General features: G+C 63.1%; 12 protein-coding genes and 2 pseudogenes. 6 read left to right on the top strand and 8 right to left on the bottom strand.

Annotated elements, in window-relative coordinates; genetic code table 11:
• Positions 1 to 134: 134 nt before the first annotated feature.
• Positions 135 to 1445 (top strand): DUF2325 domain-containing protein, encoded by a 1311-nt coding sequence (locus tag QCE49_RS24630; RefSeq protein WP_250460631.1) that lies wholly within the window; start codon positions 135 to 137, stop codon positions 1443 to 1445.
• Here QCE49_RS24630 and QCE49_RS24625 read toward each other — a convergent pair.
• Positions 1442 to 1843 (bottom strand): winged helix-turn-helix domain-containing protein, encoded by a 402-nt coding sequence (locus QCE49_RS24625; RefSeq protein ID WP_008349149.1) that lies wholly within the window; start codon positions 1841 to 1843, stop codon positions 1442 to 1444. The genes QCE49_RS24630 and QCE49_RS24625 overlap by 4 nt on opposite strands.
• 731 nt (positions 1844 to 2574) lie before the next feature.
• On the opposite strand from QCE49_RS24625, the gene QCE49_RS24620 reads away from it, so the two are divergent.
• Both QCE49_RS24620 and QCE49_RS24615 read left to right on the top strand, forming a co-directional pair.
• Entirely contained in the window at positions 2575 to 2895 is a 321-nt protein-coding gene (locus QCE49_RS24620; RefSeq protein WP_250436911.1) for a helix-turn-helix domain-containing protein, read from the top strand.
• 95 nt (positions 2896 to 2990) lie between these two features.
• Positions 2991 to 3227 (top strand): SymE family type I addiction module toxin, encoded by a 237-nt coding sequence (locus QCE49_RS24615; protein ID WP_250436910.1) that lies wholly within the window; start codon positions 2991 to 2993, stop codon positions 3225 to 3227.
• A gap of 189 nt (positions 3228 to 3416) precedes the next feature.
• Here QCE49_RS24615 and QCE49_RS24610 read toward each other — a convergent pair whose 3' ends face one another.
• From QCE49_RS24610 to QCE49_RS24590, 5 genes and pseudogenes are all read right to left on the bottom strand, one after another.
• Positions 3417 to 4223: a polymorphic toxin type 22 domain-containing protein gene (locus tag QCE49_RS24610; protein WP_250481987.1), complete on the bottom strand. Its 807-nt coding sequence runs from the start codon at positions 4221 to 4223 to the stop codon at positions 3417 to 3419.
• A 774-nt stretch (positions 4224 to 4997) separates the two neighbouring features.
• Positions 4998 to 5537, bottom strand: a complete 540-nt coding sequence (locus QCE49_RS24605; RefSeq protein WP_250458192.1) for a polymorphic toxin type 22 domain-containing protein — start codon at positions 5535 to 5537, stop codon at positions 4998 to 5000.
• Positions 5538 to 5917: 380 nt separating this feature from the next.
• Positions 5918 to 6244, bottom strand: coding sequence for an Imm45 family immunity protein (imm45, locus tag QCE49_RS24600; RefSeq protein ID WP_250458191.1), 327 nt, complete (start codon positions 6242 to 6244; stop codon positions 5918 to 5920).
• Positions 6241 to 15186, bottom strand: a complete 8946-nt coding sequence (locus tag QCE49_RS24595) for a hemagglutinin repeat-containing protein (RefSeq protein ID WP_250458190.1) — start codon at positions 15184 to 15186, stop codon at positions 6241 to 6243. The genes imm45 and QCE49_RS24595 overlap by 4 nt, the downstream gene beginning before the upstream one ends.
• Positions 15187 to 15551: 365 nt before the next feature.
• Positions 15552 to 16036, bottom strand: a pseudogene (locus QCE49_RS24590) (molybdopterin-dependent oxidoreductase).
• A gap of 223 nt (positions 16037 to 16259) precedes the next feature.
• Here QCE49_RS24590 and QCE49_RS24585 point away from each other — a divergent pair.
• The 3 genes from QCE49_RS24585 (at position 16260) to QCE49_RS24575 (ending at position 19442) form a co-directional block, all read left to right on the top strand.
• On the top strand, positions 16260 to 17096 hold the full coding sequence (locus tag QCE49_RS24585) for an alpha/beta fold hydrolase (protein WP_008349142.1): 837 nt from the start codon (positions 16260 to 16262) through the stop codon (positions 17094 to 17096).
• A gap of 119 nt (positions 17097 to 17215) precedes the next feature.
• A complete protein-coding gene (locus QCE49_RS24580) occupies positions 17216 to 18454 on the top strand; it encodes an MFS transporter (RefSeq protein WP_033536488.1) in 1239 nt (412 codons plus the stop codon).
• 73 nt (positions 18455 to 18527) lie between these two features.
• Complete coding sequence (locus QCE49_RS24575; protein ID WP_250458188.1) at positions 18528 to 19442, top strand: hypothetical protein; 915 nt, start codon at positions 18528 to 18530, stop codon at positions 19440 to 19442.
• 12 nt (positions 19443 to 19454) lie between these two features.
• Here the strand turns inward: QCE49_RS24575 and QCE49_RS24570 are convergent, their stop codons facing one another.
• Both QCE49_RS24570 and QCE49_RS24565 read right to left on the bottom strand, forming a co-directional pair.
• The gene (locus QCE49_RS24570; RefSeq protein WP_404989962.1) at positions 19455 to 20348 is read right to left on the bottom strand and encodes an ABC transporter substrate-binding protein; all 894 of its coding nucleotides are present in this window, start codon (positions 20346 to 20348) and stop codon (positions 19455 to 19457) included.
• Between the two features lie 128 nt (positions 20349 to 20476).
• Positions 20477 to 21427, bottom strand: a pseudogene (locus QCE49_RS24565) (ABC transporter permease subunit); the annotation flags it as partial.
• Positions 21428 to 21490: the final 63 nt, after the last annotated feature.

The following is a 21490-nucleotide window of genomic DNA, read 5'->3' as shown; positions in this document are numbered from 1 at the left end:
CGCCGAAGGACACAAGGATACGCCGTGTCCGGACCGCGCGCGCGGGATACGGCCCCCGACTCGCGCATCGCCTCGGCTTTGAGTCATCGTTATATTCGATGGTATATTGCGAAACACGAAAGCACGAGGTGATCATGCGGACCCCTCCGTTTCAACTTGCACGCTCGAGCGCGCCCGGCCTACGCGATGCGTGCTGTCAGCCGACCGAATCCGATCTTCGCGCCTCGCGTCGTCGCGCGCGTCTTGCCGAACTGGATTCGCATCTGCATTGCTCGGTAATCGGCACTTGTCTTTCGACGGGCGAGCTACGCAAGCTCGTGCCCAAATTCACCGATCTCGACCGCCATCACGCGAGCGACTTGGAGATTCATCACGCCGCTGTCGAACTCGCGATCGCGGGCGGCGCGGGCGCGAAGGCGCTGAACAAGGCGCTCGACGAACGCTATTCAGGCGCGATCCGCCGTTTCGACGCCGCGCGCGATACGCAGGCGCTGCTCGATCTGTGGAACGAGGCGCTGAAGTCCGGCGATATTCCGCCCGCGTATTGGGCGGTGATGTCGCATCCGCACGCGACGATCGCAGTGCGCCAGTCCGCGTTCGGCGAACTTCATATGCTGTCGCATCTCGTCGGCGCGGCGAATCGCGCGGATATCCGGCGGCTCGTCGCGCTCGAAGCGGAGAATCAGGAGCTTAGGGAAAAGATCGATCGGCAGCAGGCGCGTCTTTTCGAACTGAGCGCGGAACGCGATGCGTCCGTCAGACAGGCGAGCGAGCACGCGCTGCAACTCGCAGCGTTCGGGCAACGCAAGGCGGATTTGCCGACGGCGCAGCTCGCAGCCGAAGTCGAGCGCCTGCGCGAAAAAATCGAGGACGGTGAATGCAGGCTCGCGCTGCACACGAGCCGCCGCGAAGCCGCCGAGCAGCGCGCGCTCCGGGACGAGGACGAGACACGCGCATTGCGCAACAAGCTGGGCGAAGTTCAGGCGCTGCTGAAGGTCGTACAGGCCGAGTGCGCGGCGCTGGAACGCGCGACGCTCGGTGCCTGCGATCGCCCCGACGTGCGCCGACGCGCGATGGAATGGGTGAGCGGCAGGCGTATCGTCTATGTCGGCGGAAGGCCGAATTCGAATGCGGTGCTGAAGGCGCTGGTGGAGGCCGCGGGCGGCGAGCTGATCGTCCATGACGGCGGCATCGAAGATCGCAAGGGCTTGCTCGCGGCCGCGCTGCCGAACGCGGATGTCGTGCTGTTTCCCGTCGATTGCATCGATCACGATTCGATGAGCATGCTCAAGCGCGTCTGCGACCGGCATGGCGTCGAGTATTCGCCGTTGCGCACCGCGAGCGTCGCGAGTTTCGTGGAGTTCGTCGGACGGCTCACGATTCGCGCGCGTGGCGGTCAGGCGAGCGCGCCGCCGCCGTCGGCGTTCTGCTTACGACACGGTTAGGGCTTGAGCAACTGCGTGAGCGATTCGATCTGCTCGGCGCACGCGGCTTGCGCCTGTGTTTCGACATCGCGATAAAGCCGCACGATGCTTTCGCCGACGGGCGTCAGCACGCAGCCGCCGCCGCTTTGCCCGCCTTGTTCGGAGATGGTCGCGGGCGATTTGAGCGAGCGATTGAGCTCGTCGATGAGCAGCCACGCGCGCCGGTACGACATGTCGAGGCTGCGCGCCGCCGCCGATATCGAGCCGTGCTTGCGCACCGCTTCGAGCAGCGACACCTTGCCCGGACCGATGGCGATGGTCTCGCCTTTCGTGATGCGCATGCGAAAGCGCACTTCGATCGGCTGGTTCGCCGCGTCGGTGTCTGATGCGTTTTCCGGTGTTTTCAGGGTCGTCGCCATGCCCGAGAGGATACACGAAGGAAATCGGAGGGGCGTTTGACGAGGGGCTTGCGGGCGTTATCGGTTGTCCGGATAGGACGGCAGCGGGGAATATGCAAGGCCGTGTTTGCGACATGCATGTGGCTCGGGCTGACGGGAGGCGCGAGGTGGTCATCGCGGACGGTCGATGATCGGGTAGAGAGATTGGTGCGACTGCCCGAGCGGCGCTTGCATTTCGTTACGCCAGTGGAAGTCGCGCTCGCCCGTTAGCATCTGCTTGCCGTCGAAGCCGCGCGCGTTCCAGCGTTGCCGATCGCGATGTCATCGACGCGGAAGAGTGTGCCCGGTGAATATTGGCGGTGGAATGTCGTTACGTAGCGGAACGGATGGCTTGCCACCGGGAACCAGCAACGAGAGGGTAGGGGCGAGCACCGCCATGCGATAACGGTAGGTCCGCCGCTTGGCTTGCTATGAGCGCGACGCCGGGTACATATGCCGCGGCTGGCTCGCCGGAATCTTGTGACCCGCTGCGATCCGACGCCCGTACATCTGTCGGACTGTGCCAAACCCCGCGCCCGAATCGAGATCCGCCACCGGCACCACCAGACACCCGTTCAAGTGTTCATGGCCCGATTCCCGATACACGCCCACACGCTGCAACTTCGCGCGCACTTCCTTTCCTTCGCGCGAGTAACTCGGCGGCAAGCGATACGTCAGGCTCTTGTTCGCGTACCCGAGCCGGAACGTATCGCTTGGCCGATGCCGTCGGACTGTCCGTGCTTCAGGTTCACCGCTACGAAGGCGGCGCTTCACAACCCACTCTTGATACGATTCGAAGACTGGCTGTTGCGCTAGGCGTGAGCGCCGATGCACTGGTGTTTGATGAAGGCGAACGCGGCCCCGATGAGGCGCTGCGCTATCAGTTCGAAACGATTTCGCGCATGTCCGAGCACGAGCAGCAGCTCGCTCGCGAACTACTCGATGCGCTGATCGTCAAGAGCCAAGTGACCGGCGCGATTGCGCGCGTCACGGCAGCCGAAACCGCCGAACGCAAGCCGCGCAAAGGCCGCTAAAGAGGAGAGTTTCAATCCGTAAACGAAGCGCGGGCCGTAACGGCTGCAACCGATACGACCCGCTGACCACAACCAGCTCAATTAGGGAGCTAATCATGGCTGATACCGATCTTAAATCAAACTTGAGCGTTTCCCAACGCTTCATGATCTGCGACGCCGCTGTGCGTGAGTGCGACATCAAGACCGCTCACAATCGTGGCAAGTACGAACGGCCCATTCCCGTGCCGTACATCCGGCTCATGGGCAAGTGGCTTGCTCAGGCCGGCTTCAAACCGCGCAGCCGCGTGTGCGTTCAGGTGGAAGACGGACGGCTCATCATTACCCCAGCTTGAACGACGCTACAAACGACAAACCCGGCTGCGGCCGGGTTTGTCGTTTCATGTTTCTAACTTAGAAGCTTTTCAATCAACAAACCTCCCAAGATGACCAGAACGATCGCTCCAAATACGTAGTAGGCGCGCCGCTCTCCTGGACTCATACGCTTCCACTCTTCGTCAGTGGGTCCTCTCATAAAACCCCCTTCATTGCTTGGAACCTCCTATCGGAACGGAGTGGCTCCACGGAGTAACGCCAAACGTAAATCCTGACGGCGTCGTTACCCCTATTTCGACCGCCGTCGCTCCTCCGTAGGCATGCGTTACCGCACCGAACGCATTGACTTTCCATGGAGTCGGAATGGAAACAAATGCCTGATTTCCGTCTCCGTTCATAAATGCATTCGTTGAGCTTGCATCGCGCGCACCGAATATCCAGCCAAGGCTGCTTGTAAAGCCGGGAGACCAAGAACCCGGTGGGAACGTCTGGGTAACCCCAGCAGATACGTATCTTGTCCCATCGTAAAGGTTAACCGCACCTCCAACACTGCCCGATAACGATGAAGCACTGACAGTCGCATAATTCGGTGATATCGCCCCCGACGCCTGCTGTGCCACGTTCCCTTGCGCCTGAATCGCAGCACTCAGCATTGCGTCACTACATTGCACGGTGGCCGGGCACACCTGCGCAACCAGATCCTTCGGCTTCTTGTCACCGCCTGCACCATCATGAGCGGACCGATTGTATAAATCGACGCTCGACGCAGTGGCCGCTCCCGTCGAACCTCCCACCGCCGCTCCCGCGCCCGTCGCAAGCACGTTCGCAATGATGTTACCCAGCGCCCGATCCGCATCCGCGTTGCCGGTCGGACTCGATGCCGCGATGTCGTGACTCAACTCATTGAGCTTACCCGCCGCCGCCGCCGATATTCCCGCTCCTGCCGCACCCTGCGCCGCGCTCGCAACACTTCCCCCACCCAGTCCCGCCACCGCCGCCCCACCGGCGATATGCATCGCAACCCGATACTCGCCACCTTCCTTCCACTTGCCAACGCCCGACGCGCCCGCCGTTGTCGAATCGCAATTTCTCCTGACGCGCCAACCACTTGCAACCCGATTTTCTCCGACGCACCTGACACCCTGCAACTTTTTCCCCCGACGCGGTTTTGGGCCTCAAGACGCGAGTTTGCCAGATGACGCTCTGCGTCCATCTCAATTAACCAGCATGACGAACCATTCGTCCCGCCGTGGCTGACGGCGCACGAAGTGCGACGGCAGACGCGGCGGAACTCGGCCTCCGCACACCGACCACGCCGAACCCGTCAAGGCCGCGCAGCGCCCGAAGGGCTTGGCCTTGACGGCCACAGGTTCTTAGACGCTCGGACATGCGGTGCAAGACGGGTTTTAGGCTTGCACCGCATGCCAAACCGCGCTTTTCTTGTGCTGTTGATTTCGCCGCGCAGCGGCGCAAGATGGGGAGCCCCACGGGGGCGGACGGGAGGGGCGGCTGCGAGCACGGAGCGTAAGCCCGTAGGGCTGAAGCCCGAGCGCAGCAGACGCACCGGGTGGGCGGGGCCGTACAGCTTGAACGACGCTACAAACGACAAACCCGGCTGCGGCCGGGTTTGTCGTTTCATGTTTCTAACTTAGAAGCTTTTCGATGACTAGGTAACCAACGAATACCATAGCAGCGCCGACGAAGAGCCAATAGACAATTTTCTCCTTCTTGCTCATTCGTTTCCATTGCTCCGGCGACGGTCCTCCTCCTACTGCTGGCATCTTCTCTCCTTACTTGTTTCCAACCGGCGTTGAATGACTCCAAGGCACGATCCCAAACGACGTGCCACCAGGCGACCCAATTCCCACTTCAAGCGCGGTGGACCCACCGTAAGCATGTGTTAATGCGCCGACGACGTTGAATCGCCAAGGCGTTGGTATAGAGATAAACGCTTGATTGCCATCTCCATTGAGGAATGCATTGGTCGCGTCCGCTCCCCGTGCTCCCCAGATCCAGCCAAGCGTCGCGCTTCCACCTGGCGACCATGAAATAGCTGACGGGTTGCTTTGTCCCACACCGACGGCTAGATACTTGGTCCCATCATCCAGATTAACTATCCCGCCTGCGGAACCCGACAGCACGCCGAAATTCAGCGTAGCGTAATTCGGCGATATTGCCCCTGACGCCTGCTGTGCCAGATCACCCTGCGCCTGAATCGCGGCATTCAGCATCGCGTCACTACACTGCACTGTGGCCGGGCACACCTGCGACACCAGATCCTTCGGCTTCTTGTCACCGCCTGCACCATCATGAGCGGACCGATTGAACATGTCAGTACTGGATGCAGTCGCCGCCCCGGTAGCACCACCCGCAACAGCGCCCGCAGTCGTGGCGAGCACGTTCGCAATAATGTTGCCGAGCGCTCGATCCGCGTCTGCGTTACCGGTCGGACTCGATGCCGCGATGTCGTGACTCAACTCATTGAGCGTACCCGCAGCCGCCGCCGATATTCCCGCTCCTGCCGCACCCTGCGCCGCGCTCGCAACACTTCCCCCACCGAGTCCCGCCACCGCAGCCCCACCGGCTACGTGCATCGCAACCCGATACTCGCCACCTTCCTTCCAGTTGCTAACGCCCGACTGGCGCCGCGTTGGCGACGCTACAAACAACAAACCCGGCGCGAAGCTTCCGCGCTAGGCTGGGTTTGTTTTTACTCGATCTCGAAAGCATTCAATGGCTGATGAATTTCAACTTCATTGACGTCACCATTAGGCCAGACCCAAAGCTGCCAGTTATCGATAAGCCATCGAATCGAAACCTGATATGGAGCAGTTCTGTTCGGAAACACAACATAGCAGTTGATCCCAGCCTTATAGCCGCTGATCGTTATCAGGCCAAGTCGATCTGACTTGTCGGGGGCTTCACAAACCATCATAACTACGTGGCTTTCGAATGACTCTCCTGCCGCAAACCGAAGCAACATGCCTCGCGTCAGTTCGGAATCAGCGCTCTCGATTAGTTTTTTCCAAGTCGTCATTTCAATTTGAGGTCGTGTCGTCCTGACATATCCGCAGGCTTTGTTGGCGTCAAGCCACGCATACTAACTTCGCCCATATGCGCGCCGGTCTTTCCGTTGACTTGCTCGAAGCGTCCATGCTGCGAATCAACGGCATAAAGCGTCCCGTCGTCCGCTCGATATACATCCCGTCCGTTAAGACGGCTGAGTTGTGAATCCTTGGTCCAGTTGTTATCAGCAGCTACGGTCTGCGCGGTCTGTTTCACCTGAGCAACTCGCTCCCCTGGCGGCAGAGTTACAAGCGATCTTTCGAACGCTTCCGCTTCTGTAAGTGCTTTGGCTTCAGCCGCCGCGCCCTTTCCCGCGCCTCTGGTCGCCAGCACCGCAGCCCAGAACTCCACGTTCGGCCCGACTTGATCGCCCGCTGCATAGGGCACGCGAAACCCATCCAGCGAGATATACCCCGGATCGTCGGGCGTTGCAAATGGCCCGCCATTGGGCAGGTTCACGGCCATCTCGGCTAACGAAACCATACCATTGCGTATCCCCGCCGAAACCGAACCGGGAGTACTGCCTTCACACTTCTGGTTCGTGCAATGCGGCTCAGCGTTGTACATGTCGACAGCTGAACCGATCGATGCACCGCTGTTACCGCCCACCGCCGCGCCCGCACCCGTAGCCAGCGCATTCGCGATGATATTACCCAACGCTCGATCCGCATCAGCATTGCCGGTCGGACTCGCGCCCGTGATCGCGTTGCTCACATCGTTCAGATTGCCCGCCAACGCCGCCGATATCCCCGCTCCCGCCGCTCCACCCGCAACACTGCCACCACCGAGTCCCGCCACCGCCGCCCCACCCGCGATATGCATCGCAATCCGATACTCGCCACCTTCCTTCCACTTATCCGCCGTGGCCTGATCGCCCGAAGCTTCTGCCTCTCGCTTCTTGCCATCCGCATAATTGCCGATCTGTGTCGCCACCGTCTGCGCGACGATCGCCGCCGCCTGCTGTGTGCTCGCCTGCTGATTCAGCAGATTCTGCAGGTCCGGCAGCTTGCTTACCGTGCCGTTCAGACCCGTCGTATCGCGGTTCAGGCTCTCGACGTCCTGCTTCTGATTCGTGCCGTCCGTGACGGTGATCGTCCCAGCACTGATCCCACTCTTCGTCGTCGCGTGCTCGTTGCCGCTGTCGTTCTGCGAGATCATCGGCGAGACGCCCCCGCCATTGGATACCGCCGTCACACCATTGGCCTTCGCGCTGTTCGGTGCCCCCATGGACCCGCCTGCGCTGAACCCACTGCTCTTCGCATCGTAGTTCGACGCGTTCGCGATATCGCTGAAACTCAGGGTGCCCGTCGTGACCGTGTTCTTTGCGGCCTCCGCATCGCTCGAGATATACGCACCCTTCAGGTCGGTATTCCCCTTCACGTTGATGTCGAACCCGCCCGCACCCGCATGGATGCCTGACTGTTCCTCAACGCCCGCATAGTCACCATGCGCGTCGCCCTTCTGCTGGCTGTAGCTCGCGCTGCCGCCCGCCTGGCTGATGCTGACACCGGCGCTCTGACTCGCCTGATGCGCCGCGCTGTGGCTCGTATCCTGCACCGACTCGATGTTCAGATTGCCGCCGATCAACGCCGACACCTGCCCGCCATCGACCGTCGCGCCCTTGATGTTCGTATCGCCACCCGACACGATGCTTACACTATTAGCGCCGCTGATATGCGTATTATTCTGCGCCGCCGAATCCGCGTTGGCATCGCCATGTGCGCGGCTCCCCGAGGCCGAGATCCCATACGCCTGGGACCCAAACGACACGCCGACGCTGCCGCTCTTCGATTCGTTGCTGCTGCGCGTACTGTCCGTATCCGTCGAATGGATCAGGTTGACCTGATTGGCCGCCGCCAGCACTACGTCGCTTGCGTTCACGTTCGAGCCGGCAATAGTGACGTTGCCGCTTCCCGGCGTGCCGTTACCCTTCGCGATGAATGTCGCCGTGCCGCCCGCCGTGATGTTCGAGCCATTGTGCTGCGTGCTGTCCTCGGAGAATGTCGACTTGCTGCTCGATGAGCCGAAGCTCAGTTCGACCTTCCAGTCCGGCGCGTGACCTTGCATCATCGGATTGGCGCCGTTGAGCAGGCTGCCACCCGCAGCCAACGCGTGCAACGCGTCTACACGCGTGTTGCCCGAGCCATTCTCCGCCGCGCGCGCTTGCTGACCGGCCGCTTGAATCGCATCGATGACCGAAGACTTAAACCCAAGCGTAAAGCCCGAACTCTTCATCTCATGCGTTTCATCGTGATGTCGATCGTCCTGCGACGCGTCGATGATCACTTCCGCGCCCGTCCCCGTCACGTTGCCTGCTGCGAGCACGTCCGAACCCGTGATGTGCAGCGTGTTGCCCGCCTGCACCGTCACGTTGCCGCCCGTACTGCCGATCAGACTCGCGTTGTTCGTCGCCGACGAATCGTTGACCGTGTCTTTCTGGTCTTGCGTGCCATACGAAATGCCGATGCCCGCCGTGCCAAAACCCGACTTCCTTTCCTGGTGGGACGCGCTCGACTGGCTCGTGTCCTGCGTCGTGGTGATATTCACATCATGCGCAGCGTTCAAGCTGACATCATTGGTGGCCACGATCGTACTGCCCGCCACATTGATGTCCCTATCGCTTGCGATCGTCACCCCATCGGCGGAAATCAGGCTGCCCCGATTCAAGGTGGTCGTCGTGGAGCTCGAACTCGCCACCTCCTTGCCGCTCACGACATTGCTATGGCTATGCGTTTCCTGCGAATTGTCGACGTGCGTTTCAGTCGCCGCGCCGATATTGACGTTGCCCGCTGCCGCCAGCGTCGCCTTGCCTTTATCGAGGCTGATCGCGCTGCCCGTCAGATTGATATCCTTGCCTGACGCCACGGTAAGCGAATCGCCCGCGTTGAGGGTAGTCGCCGTCAGCCTGTCATCCGACCGATGCATCGACTCCGCGTAACTGCCGTGGCTGTCGCTGCCCGAACTGTTGCTGTCGATGGTCGATGTCGCCTTGGCCGCCTGCAGCGTCACGTCGCCCTTGACCGCGACGACACCGCCACCGCCCAGGTCGATGTTCGCACCGGTCGCGGTCAGATCGCCTCCGACACCGATCTCCGACACACCACCGACGACCACCGAGCTGCCCGTCATCTGATTGATGTTGGTGTTCGACACGCCGTTGGCGCGCTCGACGACCTTATGTTCGCCCGTCTGCGCCGCGCCGAGGTTCCAGTCTCCACCCACGGTCATGTCGAGGCCGCCGCCCACGTTCAGATTGCCCGCGTTCTGCTCGACGTTCCCACCGGTCACGATGAGCGCGTTGCCCGCCACGTTCAGGTTCGCAATTGGTCCGAGCGTCGTCGTGGTGCGCGTCGCGCCCGTCGCGCTCACCTGATCGACCGTATTGACCGCCGTATTGAGGATCAGGTCGCCGCCCGCCTTCAGCGCCAGACTGCCCGCGTTCACCGTCGACGACGTCAGATCGACGTTGCCCTTCGTCGTCAGCAACATCAGCCCGCCGCTTTGCAGCGTGCCGAACGCGTTGTCGATTGCCTTGCCATCGATCGACAGCGTATTGCCCGCCTGCACCGTGCCGCTGTTGGTGAAGGTCTGCGCGTTCTTCAGGTCGACATCGCTCGCCGCGATCAGCGGCCCTTGCATCTTCTGCTGGCTGCCCGCAGCAAGATAGACGACCGGCACCAGCACGGACTGCCCGTTGACCACTTGCGTCTGCAGGATGATGACGTTGGAAGTGAGCGCCGCCACCTGCTCCGGCGACAAGGCCATGCCCAGCGGCAAATCCAGCGACTTGACGAGCGATGCCCCCGCGGTCAGCAGCGACTCGTACATCGATTCGAGGTCGGTGTAAGGGCCCAATACCGCGCGGCCCGTCAGCGATGTGATCTGGTTGCGCACGAGTTGTTGCTCGTAGAAACCATCGCCCAGACGCTTCTCCGTGACCTGCGGATCGAAGCCCAGTTGCTGCAGGAAGTAGTCGCTGGAGATGAACGACTTCTGGTTCGTGAAGGCGGGGTTCGTCTCGATCAGGTAGTTCGCGCCCGGCGTGCCCGACGGTCTGAACAGCCCGCCCTGCGGGATCGTCAGGTTGCTCAGGACATTGAGCGCGGTCGCGCTCGCGATGATCGGATTGACCAGCCCCGAGCCACCGTTGACGCTCGCCGCGCCCGCCTTCGTGCCGCCCGCATTGCCGCTCAGCCCGCCGATCGTCACGCCGGAGAGCGCCTGGCCGGGCGCAAGTCCGAGCGACGGAATCCCGGCATTGGCCGCCGTATTGTCGATGCTGACGCCCGTACCCGAGAGCGTGCCGCCGCCGACGAAGCTCGATTCGTAGCTCGGCAGCGCATAAGTGCGAATGTCAGCGGGCGCGGCCTGCGTGTAGCCGCCCGGTCCGCCGCCCGCGAACGGCGCATCGCCGAACGGCAATGTCCAGTTGTGCTCCGAGTTGTCGTAGTTGTTGTAGTGGTAGTAGCCCGAGTACGTTACCTGCACTTGCGGCGCACTCTGGCCCCGCCAGCTGTTCTGGTCGAGCGAGACTGGCATCGAGAGATCGCCCGCCGCCGCCACTGCGCTCCAGTAGTTCTGAAACAGCCCCACCGACGACGCATCGACCTTGCCGCCGGCCACGATCTGCGCCTGCGGACTGATGCCGGCGATCAGGTTCGCCACCGCCACGCCCGTGTAAGTCGTGTACTGATAGCCACTGTTCCACTGCCCGCCGTGCGGCGGCTCGATGTTGACGCCGCCGATCATATCCGGGGTCGAGCTGGTCCAGCCCACGTCCTGGCCCGAACAGGCGGCCATCACCACGGCCGTACATCCCGACATGCTGATGCCCAACTGGTCCAGCAGCGCCGGATCGACCTGCTGATTCAGGCCGGTCGTGGTCATCGTCGTGCGGGTGTTAGTCACTTGATCGGCGTGCAGTTCCATATCGCCCGCCGATTCGATCAGCGCCGACTGGTTGCGGATCAGGTTCGCTTTCGTGTAGTCGCCGTTCGCGTCCTTGCCGCCCGCCAGCACGACGCGGCCCAGACCGAAAATCGCGGTCGTGGCCTGCGTGTCGGTCATCGTCGTGTCGTCGCGATTCTCGATCGTGGGCGCGAGCAACTCGAGCAGGCCGTCGCTGTCCGTTGCGCCGATCAGCGCAGTCGGCCCGGCGTTCCTGATGGTTTGCGTCGCGTTGAGCGAGACGCTGCCGCCGACGATCGCGCCGGTATTGTCTAGTGCGTTCGAGTGCGTCGTGAGCGTGCCGCCCGCCATCAGCGTGCCGCTGTTGACGATATCGCCCGCGTCGATGCCGAGATTGTTGACCGCCTGAAGCAGCGCGCCGTTGGTGAACGTGCCGGGCAACGTGAAAGTCAGATCGTGCCCCGCGTTGAACTGAACATCCGGAGTGGGCGCGAAATCTCCCTGCACGCGCACCGCCACATCGTGGGCTGCGCTGTACGCGCCGCCGCCCATCAGCGCGGTCGCACTCACCGACAGGTCTCGCGTGGCGCCGATCTGACCGTTCGCGTTCGTGATCGCACCGGTCGTCGTGATGGCGACATCGCCGTTCGAGCCGGCGAGACTGCCGATCCGGCCCGCGCTGTTGTCCACGGTGTCCGCCTGCACCGTGAGGTTCGCGCCGCTCAGCTGCGCGCCCTGCGTGTTGACGAGCGTCGCGGTATCGACGGCGATCTTGCCGTTGCCCGTCATCACGCCGCCGGTGTTGATGATACGGCTGCCGCCTTCGACCGTCATCTCGCCGGTGCCGAGATTGCCGACGAGACCGTTCGTATTGTCGATGGACGACGCCCGCACATTTAGCGTGCTCGCATCGCCAGCGGCGCCCGTGCCGGACTGGATCTGCCCGTTCGTGTTGGTCAGCGCGCCGCCATTCGCGAGCGACAGCGACGACAGCGCGCGGATCGCGCCTTGCGTGTTGTCCACCCCGCCCGCGACGTTGGCCGCGATGTCGCCCTGCGCGGCCAGCACACCCTTCGCATTGTTCAGGCTGGCCGCTTGCGCTTCGATCCGGCCAGCGGCGACGATCTTGCCGCCCGCGTTCGAGAACGCGCCCGCACCGTTGCCGGGCGCGATCGTCAGCGTGCCGGATCCGGCGGCGAGAATCGCGCCGCCGTCGTTGATGAGCGCCGCGGGCGCAAGCGTCAGATCGGTGCTGTTGCTCTGCAGCGTGCCGCCGTTCGAATTGTCGAACGTGCCATTGACGTTGAAGTCCATCGGCGACGCGCCGTACTGCGTGATTGTGCCGCCGCGGTTCAGGAGGTCGGCCGCCGTCAGCGCAAGCTGATTCGCCTCGATGTCGCCGCCGTTGTTATCGAGCGTGCTGTCGCTCGTCAACGTGAGATTCGGAGCGACGATCGAGCCGCCGTTGTTCGTCAGCGATCCGGTATGAACCGAGGCGTTCGCGCCCGCGCCGATCTGCCCGCCGTTATTGATCAGCGTGCCGCTGGCAAGGCTCAGATCCTTGTTCGACAGCAGCTTGCCGTTCGTGTTGTTCAGCGCGCCCACAACCGTCGCCGCCAGTCCGTTCTGACCGGTGAGCTTGCCCGATGCATTGTCGAAGGTACCGGCCCGCGCCACGACTTGCCCGTTGCTCTGAATCGTGCCGCCCGCGTTCGACAGCGTGCCCGCGCCGTTGCCCGCATCGACGATCTGCGTGCCGTTGCCGGCATGCGTGATCGTGCCGCCGTCGTTGATGAGCGTGGCGGGAGCGAGCGTAAGGTCGGTGCTGTTGCTCTCCAGCCTGCCGCCGTTCGAATTGTCGAGCGTGCCCGACACCGCGACAGACATCGGCCCCGCGCCCGTCTGCGTGATGACGCCCGCGCGATTGGCCAGATTCGTGGCCGTGATGGCCAGTTGCGCGGCTTGCGTGGTGCCGCCGCTGTTATCGAGCGTGCGCGCGTTGAGCTTGGCGCGCTGGCCCGCCGAGATCGTCCCGCCGCTATTCGTCAACTGCGCGCCGGCATCGACAGTCGCGTTGTTCGCCGCGCGAAGCGTTCCGCTGTTGTTATCGAGCGAGGCGCCCGTGACTTGCAAGTCCGTCTGCGCGTTCACCGTGCCGTGATTGGCGATGCTTCCGCCTCGCAGCGTGACCGCACCATTGCCGCCGATCACTCCGCCTTGCGCGCCGCTGGCGGTGGTCCCGGCCGCGTTCGTGAGCTGGCCCGTTGTGGTGATCGTCAGACCATCGCCATTGAGCGAGGTGATGCGCCCCGCGGTGTTGTCGAGCGATGTACCCGATACCGACAGGGCCGCAGCGCTTTGCATCGTCCCCTGGCTGTTCGCGATGACGCCGCCGCGCACCTGCATTGTGCCGTCAGATACGAAAGAGCCGCGCTGATTGGCAATCTGCCCGGCCGACTGGATGACGAGCGGCCCATGCGCCGAAACCTGACCGCTTTGATTCGACACACGGCCCGCGTTGAGCGTCAGGCCGTTGCCGGCGGTCATCGTGCCGTGGTCGTTGATGAGCGCGTCCGTCGCGTCGGCGTTGATCGACCCGCCGGCGCTCGTCGTCGCGCCGGATAGATTCAGGTCGCCCCCGTTCGCTGCGAGCGACACGTTCCCGTTTGCCGCCGTCTGGCTGCTTGCGAGATTGAGGCTGCTGGCCGCAAGCGTCGCGTTGCCGCCCGCGACGTTCCGGCCAGTCGCATTCAGTGCGCCCGAAGCCAGAACGGTCAAATCGCCGCCTTGCGCGACCGTGCCATCCTGATTGACGCCCGCGCCGAGCGTTCCAGTCGATGCGACGCTGCCCGCATTGACGCTCGTATTCCGCTGCGCCGCGAGCGTGCCACTGTTCGTCAGCGCGCCCGATGTCGCGACGATCACGTCGCGCTGAGCATACGTCACGCCGCTGTTATCGATGCCATCGCGCGCCGATACGCTCATGCTCCCGCTTGCGTTCGTCGTTCCCGCGAGCACGAGCTGGCCATTGGACTTGAGCGTCAGATCGCCGGCCTGCGCCGCCAGAATCCCGCGATTGCTGACGCCCACACCGTATTCGTTGGATGTCAGATAGATGCGATTCGAATACATGCCACCGAGCGCGCCGACGTCGATCGCCACCGACGGCGCCGGACCAGTGCCCGCGATCGGCGTAGCGTTGAGCGTGTCGTGATCGATCTGATTCGCGCCCGCGACCACGTTCAGGTTGTTCGCATAAATCGCCGCGTTGGCTTGAATAGCGCGACTCAATAGATCGACCTGATCGACGTTCGTCACATTGAGACCGGCGCCTTGTACCGTGATCGTCCCGCCTGTGACGTTGAAGCCCGTCAGATTCCCCGATGGCCCGAAATTCGGCGTTCCGGTCGTCAACACGGCTCGGGACGTATTAATGAAACCCGCGCCGTCGACCCGAATCCCTTGCGGATTCGCGACGACCACCTCTGCGCGCGATCCCGCCACTTCGAGATACCCGCGCAATTGCGACGGCGAATTACTCTGCACCTGATTGACGATGATCCGCGCCTCACGACCGGGCGTCAGATTCGGATTGCCATTCACGTATCCGGCCTGTTGCGTCTGCGTGATGGTTGCAGCGTTATTCAGGATCGCGCCCTGGCGCTGGACGTCGAATTGTGAATAATTGTTGACCGACACGCCCGCCGAACTGGGTCGCGAGATATTGACTTGCGGCAACCCGTTTTGCGTCTCTATGACTTGAGCGCCCGAGCCGGGCACCGCGACTATCTGTGCAATTGACGGCGCGCTCAGGATGACATTGCCGATAAGGACCATCGCGGCGAGAACGAGCGCGCGCAATGCGGGCACGGACCCGGCGTGATGAGAGCGCGTCGCGGGACGACGCGCGCCGGGCGCGGTGCGATGAGCGCTGGCGAAGTCCGCGACGGCGACGAGCATATGCCGCACGCGGCTATAGACGAGTTTGTAAAAACCCTTATTCATGATTCTTTTCGGGATTGAGTCGGCGGGGTCAGCGTCTGCGCGCCACTGCTTAGCGGCAGAGAACTCCGAATTTTCAGCCATCCTTAACTGAAAATTCATACGGATAACTCTGAAAGAAGAAACGCCTCGCGAGATGCGAGGCGCCTATTCGAGTGGGGAAATTCTGAGTTTGGAACGAACGAGCGCGAGTCCCGGTCTGTGCGCGGCGATCTAGGGCGTGTCCGGATACCGGATCACAAAATCCTCACATCGCGGACAACCCGGCGCACACGTCGTCTCAACGCCTCGCGCAAGCGCGACTTCCTTCGCCGAAGTGATCGTCGCGCCGATTTCCCGCGCGAACAGCATGCGATCGGCCGATCCGTTCATCGATGCGACGCACCCAGAACGTGGGCATCGACGCGCGCGAGGCGCTTCAGATGGCGCGGCGCGCGCACCGTGTCCGCGCCGGAAACGAGCACCGGCAATCCGTCCTCGATGCCAAGTTCGCGATCCTCGCACTCATACGCGCAATCACCTGCGCGCCGATCGGCGTATTGAAAAGCTCGTGCCAGGAGAACGTCACCGCATAGCCATCGTGCGCGTACGCGAGGAACACGGTGCGCTTGAAATCAGTGTTGTCCGGCCGGCGCACGCCCGCGGCGTCGAGCAGCACGCGCAATGGCACGCCGCGATAGCTTCCCATCGGTCGAATGTAGCGGCCCGTCGAAAAGCACACGAGATCGAACGGTTCGATGCTCACGCGCCCGAATTCGCGCATTGCGGCGACATCGAGCGTCAGCGGCCTTTGCACCGCGCCGCCAATCTCGATATATGGGCTACTCGAATTGCTCTGGCTCGATGACGACATGATTCCTCGAAACATGGGGTCGCTCGAAATGGGCTATATCCGGGAATATATTACGATGTCGCACCGATGACATTTCTGTCCGCACATAATCGGCATGCCCGGCGCACGATTGGGCAACAAAATGGGCAAACGTGTACTGTTCTACCCGCGAGAACGTCGCAGCCGGCTGAGCGATCCGCCCAGCCGGCATCCCGCTCCATCCCATCAACGAGAGAGGATTGTCATGCCGTTCGTCACGACCAAAGATAACGTCGAAATTTTCTACAAGGATTGGGGCCCGAAGGACGCGCAGCCCATCGTTTTCCATCACGGCTGGCCGCTTTCTTCCGACGATTGGGACGCGCAATTGCTGTTTTTCGTCCAGAAGGGATATCGCGTGATCGCGCACGACCGGCGCGGACACGGCCGCTCGTCGCAAGTCTCGGACGGTCACGACATGGATCACTACGCCGCCGACGCCTTCGCGGTCGTCGAGGCGCTCGATCTGCGCAACGCAATCCATATCGGACATTCGACGGGCGGCGGTGAAGTCGCCCGCTATGTCGCGAAGCACGGCGAACCGGCGGGACGCGTCGCGAAGGCGGTCCTCGTCAGCGCTGTGCCGCCGCTCATGCTGAAGACGGAAGCCAACCCGGAAGGCCTGCCTATCGACGTCTTCGACGGTTTGCGCAAAGGGCTCGCGGACAACCGCGCGCAGTTCTTCGTCGATGTGCCCGCAGGTCCGTTCTACGGCTTCAACCGCCCGGGCGCGACGGTGCATCAGGGCGTCATCCAGAACTGGTGGCGTCAGGGCATGATGGGCAGCGCCAAGGCGCACTACGAGGGCATCAAGGCGTTCTCGGAAACGGATCAGACCGAAGATCTCAAGTCGATCTCCGTCCCCACGCTCGTTCTGCATGGCGAGGATGACCAGATCGTGCCGATCGCCGATGCCGCGCTGAAGTCCATCAAGCTGCTGAAGAACGGCACGCTGAAGACGTATCCGGGCTTCTCGCACGGCATGCTGACCGTCAACGCGGACGTCCTCAACGCAGACCTGCTCGCATTCGTGCAGGGCTGATTCACCAGCCGGCGCGGACATTGTTCGTCCGCGCCGGCATCTCTGTTCAAGGCACACGGCTTTTTCCCGATTGGAAGCGCGCTTAAAGTGGCCAACTCCAATCTAGCCTCAGTGCCATCATGCAAATCGATACACCAGCAATTGCAGCATCGCCGGAAGGACGTTCGACGTCGATGCGCCAATGGCTCGCCGTCATCGCCGTGGCCGTGAGCGCGTTCGCGTTCGTGACGGCCGAATTCCTGCCCGTCGGCTTGCTGCCGCAGATCGCGCACGATCTCGGCGTGTCGCCCGGCGTCGCGGGTCTCATGGTGACGACGCCCGGCGTCATGGCCGCGATATTCGCCCCGACGCTCATAGTCAGCGCGGGTCGAATGGATCGGCGATATGTCTTCCTGCTCCTCACCGCCGTCCTTCTGATCGCGAACCTCGTCAGCGCCGTCGCGAACAATCTGCCGGTCATGCTCGCGGGCCGCGCCATGCTCGGCGCCGCGTTGGGCGGCTTCTGGACCCTTGCGACCGCCGCCGCGCCGCGACTCGTGCAGCCGAAAGATGCAGCGAAGGCCACCGCGACCATTCTGACCGGCGTGACGCTCGCGACGGTCGTCGGCGTGCCGCTCGGCACGTTCATCGCGTCGTTCGCGTCGTGGCGTTTCTCGTTCGCGGCGACGGCGGGACTCGTCGCCGTGGCGCTGATTGCACAGGCGCTGCTCGTGCCTTCGTTGCCGTCGGCATCGGCGTTGCGCATCGCCGATTTCAGAAAGCTGCTCGCGCGTCCTCACACGCGATTGAGCATGCTGATGGTCGCGCTCGTTTTCGGCGCGCATTTCTCGACCTACACGTACATCGCGCCGCTGCTCGAACAGGACTTCTCGTTGAGCACGATCACGCTGCTGCTCTTCGGCTTCGGCCTCGTCGGCTTCTTCTCGAATGCGCTGATGTCGATGGTCGTCTCCGGTCATCTCAAGAAGTCGGTCGCCGCGATGGTGTTGCTGCTGCTCGGCGCGATTTCGTCGATGCTGCTGCTGGAGCACTCGATCATCGGCGAAACGGCGGGGATGCTGCTGTGGGGCATTGCGTTCGGCGCCTTGCCGCTGTGCTTCAGCGTGTGGATTCAGCGCGGCACGGCGGACTTGCCCGAAGCGGGCTCCGCAATGTTCGTGAGCATCATCCAGGTGGCGATTGCGGTGGGATCGGCGGTCGGCGGCACGATCGTCGACCGTGCGGGCGTACACGCTGATTTCACGTTGGGACTCGCGCTCGCGCTGCTCGGACTCGTCGCGCTGCAACGGCTGGCGGCATGGGAACGGCCGGCCCGGGCGTCCGCATTCAAGCGCGGATACGACGCTTCGCCGGATTGACCCGTCGCAAGCCGCGCTATATTGGTCGTTCGGTCCGACGCCCTTGCGCCGGGCTCATCGACGGGAGAAGCGCATGAAGCGTCGGCTGATGGCGGCAATCGCAATGACGATGTTTCTCGCGGCGTGCGGCTCCGTCCCGCAGGACGCGGCCGTGCAAACCGTCCCGCTCGCGGGCACGCCAAACGGCGTCGCAGTGCGCGATTCGGACGGCGCCGTGTTCGTCACCGACGACCGGACCAACGGCGTCGTGATGACGTCGCATATCGGCGAAGAGGACGCGCCCGCCTTTTCGCTCTACGCGCGCATTCCGGCAGCCGAGGGCGAACGCACGAGCCTGAGCCAGATCGCGTTCGCGCCGAACGGTCATCTGCTCGTCGAGCAATTCGGCTTCGGCACGTCGGCCGCGATCTACGATGTCGCGCCGAGCGGTCAGGTCGCGCTCGCATCGGACACGAATTCCGCGCGGCGGCGTGTCGGCCTGCTCGTGCTCGATGGCGGCACGTTTCTGTCGAGCTGGTTCATGGAGGAGGGTGGCGCGCCGGCAGAAGGCGGCGTCAGCGTGATTACGCGTGGCACGGCGCCGCGGCAGGTGATCGAGCGCGACATCGTCACCGGATTGGGCAAGCCGGTCGGCTTGGCTACGGTCGGCGACACGCTCTACATCAGCGATCAGGCCGCGAACCGCATCTATCAGGTGGACTTGCAGTCGGCGCGGGCGGCGAGCGCGCCCGTGCCGGCGAGCGATGTCTTCGCGACCGTCGATGCGCCCGACCTGATGGCCGCGACGCCCGACGGCCGGCTCTTCACGAAATGCGGCGCGCACGCCGTATGCAGCATCTCGAAGCGCGGCCGCGCGACGGTCATCGCCGACGATCTGCAATCGCCGCGCGGCGTGGCGGTGGACGTCGCGCGCAAACGGCTCGTCGTCGTGGATCGGTCGAGCGCGCCGGACAAGCCGAGCGCGCTGCGCGTGGTGCCGATCAAATAGCGACGATGTCGCTCATCGCGGCGACGACCATCCCTTATAGCTGCCGACGTTGTCGCGCGTGACGAGCGTCGACGGCAACAGGATCGTCGAGTTGGCGGGCTTCTTGCCGTTCATCAGATCGTAGCCGACGCTCACCGCCTGCTGCGCCATCGCCCACGGATCCTGGCTCGCCGACGCCTGAACCATCGTGTCGGTCTTGAGCGCGGTTTCGATATCGGGCGCGCCATCCACCGACGTAATCACGATGTTGTTCCGATGCAGTTGCTTCGCCGCGAGGTCCGTGCCGATCGCTTGCGGATCGTTGATCGCGAACACGCCGTCGAGCTTCGGGAAACGCGTCAGATAACCCTGCATCGCGTTCATGCCGCCTTCGCGCGAGCCTTTCGCGTCCTGATCGTCGGAAAGTACCTTGATGCCCGGGTTCTTCGCGAGCACGCTCTTGCAACCGTTCACGCGATCGATCACCGCCGACACTTGCGGCCCGTTCTCGATCACCACGTTGCCCTTGCCGTTGAGCTTCTTCGCCAGATAATCGCAGGCAATCTCGCCGGCCTGCACATTGTTGGTCTGCACGGTCGCGTCCGCGCCGGCCGCCGCGACGTCCACCGCGACCACGACGATGCCCGCCTTCTGCGCCTTCTTCACCGCCGGCTCGATCGCCTTCGGATCGACGGCGTTCAGCAGGATCATGTCGACCTTCGCCGAAATGAAATTGTCGATCTGCGTGAACTGCTTGTTCATGTCGTAATCCGACGAAACAGCCGTCACCTTCACGTTCGGATTGAGCGTCTTGGCCTTCGCTTCCGCGCCCTTCGAGATCGTCACGAAGTACGGATTGCCGAGCGAGCCGACCGTGATGCCGATGGACTTCAACTGCTTGTCGGCGGCGTGCGCGGATAGCGACATCGTGAAACCGAGAGCGAGTGCGACGCTGGCGAAAAGCTTGTTGTGTTTGCGCATGTTGTTGTCTCCGGGGTGGTCCATATTTTTGAGGGCGGGCGCAAGCGGACCCGAATGCGCCCGGTTTAGCCAGATCAGGTGCGAGCCGAGCCGCGCTGACGGTAACGATCGAGCGCCACCGCGCCGATGATCACGAGGCCCTTGATGATGTACTGCCAGATATCCGACACGCCGAGCAGCACGAGGCCGTTGGAGAGCACCGCGATGATGAGTGCGCCGACCAGCGTGCCGACGATCGAACCCACGCCGCCGACGAAGCTCGTGCCGCCGAGAATGACCGCGGCGATGGCGTCGAGTTCATACGACTGGCCGAGTTGCAAACCGTTCGCGGCGTAGAGACGCGCGGCCGACATCACGGCGCCGAGACCGGCGAGCAGGCCCGAGATCGCGTAGACGAAAAGCTGGATGCCCCACACCTTGATGCCGGAAAGACGCGCCGCTTCCGGATTGCCGCCGACCGAATAGATGCGCAGTCCGAGCACCGTGCGTCGCAGGATGAACCACGACACCAGCACGACGAGCAGCGCGATGATGACGAGCCAGGGCACGCCGAAGAGCGTGTCGTTGCCGATGAACGCGAACGGCAATTGCGGATTGAAGATCGTCGTATCGTGACCGATGAGCCGCGCGATACCGCGCACGGCGGTCAGCGAACCGAGCGTCACGATGAACGGCGGCAGCTTGAGCAGCGCGATCAGCAATCCGTTGATGACGCCGAAGCCGAGACCGACGGCGAGCGCGGCGGGAATGCCGAGCCATCCCCATCCCGGAATGTTCGATGCGAGCAGTGCGGCGACCGCGCCCGCCGAGAGAATCGAGCCGACCGACAAGTCGATGCCGCCCGTCAGAATCACGAAAGTCATGCCCGCCGCGAGCACGATGTTGATCGATGCCTGCTGCGTGACGATCGACAGATTCTGGAAGCTGAAGAAGCCGTCGGTGACGATGCCGAAGCCGATGCACAGCAGGATCAGCACGGGCAGCATGCCCGCGGTTCGCATCAGCACCTGCATGCGTTCGCGATGCTCGATGCGGTTCTGCCGCTGCGATACGCTCTCCGCCTTCGCAACCGGCGCGCTGTCGTGGTG

The organism is Caballeronia sp. LZ008, assembly GCF_031451435.1.
GTDB lineage: Bacteria > Pseudomonadota > Gammaproteobacteria > Burkholderiales > Burkholderiaceae > Caballeronia > Caballeronia zhejiangensis.
This window is presented reverse-complemented; position numbering and strand designations above follow the sequence as displayed.

Bases quoted from the DNA above. Each gene is read 5' to 3' on its own strand.
- QCE49_RS24630 (WP_250460631.1), top strand. From the start codon at position 135: ATGCGGACCCCTCCGTTTCAACTTGCACGCTCGAGCGCGCCCGGCCTA.
- QCE49_RS24580 (WP_033536488.1), top strand. From the start codon at position 17,216: ATGCAAATCGATACACCAGCAATTGCAGCATCGCCGGAAGGACGTTCG.
- QCE49_RS24615 (WP_250436910.1), top strand. From the start codon at position 2,991: ATGGCTGATACCGATCTTAAATCAAACTTGAGCGTTTCCCAACGCTTC.
- imm45 (WP_250458191.1), bottom strand. From the start codon at position 6,244: ATGACGACTTGGAAAAAACTAATCGAGAGCGCTGATTCCGAACTGACG.
- QCE49_RS24575 (WP_250458188.1), top strand. From the start codon at position 18,528: ATGAAGCGTCGGCTGATGGCGGCAATCGCAATGACGATGTTTCTCGCG.
- QCE49_RS24585 (WP_008349142.1), top strand. From the start codon at position 16,260: ATGCCGTTCGTCACGACCAAAGATAACGTCGAAATTTTCTACAAGGAT.
- QCE49_RS24625 (WP_008349149.1), bottom strand. From the start codon at position 1,843: ATGGCGACGACCCTGAAAACACCGGAAAACGCATCAGACACCGACGCG.
- QCE49_RS24605 (WP_250458192.1), bottom strand. From the start codon at position 5,537: ATGTTCAATCGGTCCGCTCATGATGGTGCAGGCGGTGACAAGAAGCCG.
- QCE49_RS24595 (WP_250458190.1), bottom strand. From the start codon at position 15,186: ATGAATAAGGGTTTTTACAAACTCGTCTATAGCCGCGTGCGGCATATG.
- QCE49_RS24570 (WP_404989962.1), bottom strand. From the start codon at position 20,348: ATGTCGCTATCCGCGCACGCCGCCGACAAGCAGTTGAAGTCCATCGGC.
- QCE49_RS24610 (WP_250481987.1), bottom strand. From the start codon at position 4,223: ATGCATATCGCCGGTGGGGCGGCGGTGGCGGGACTGGGTGGGGGAAGT.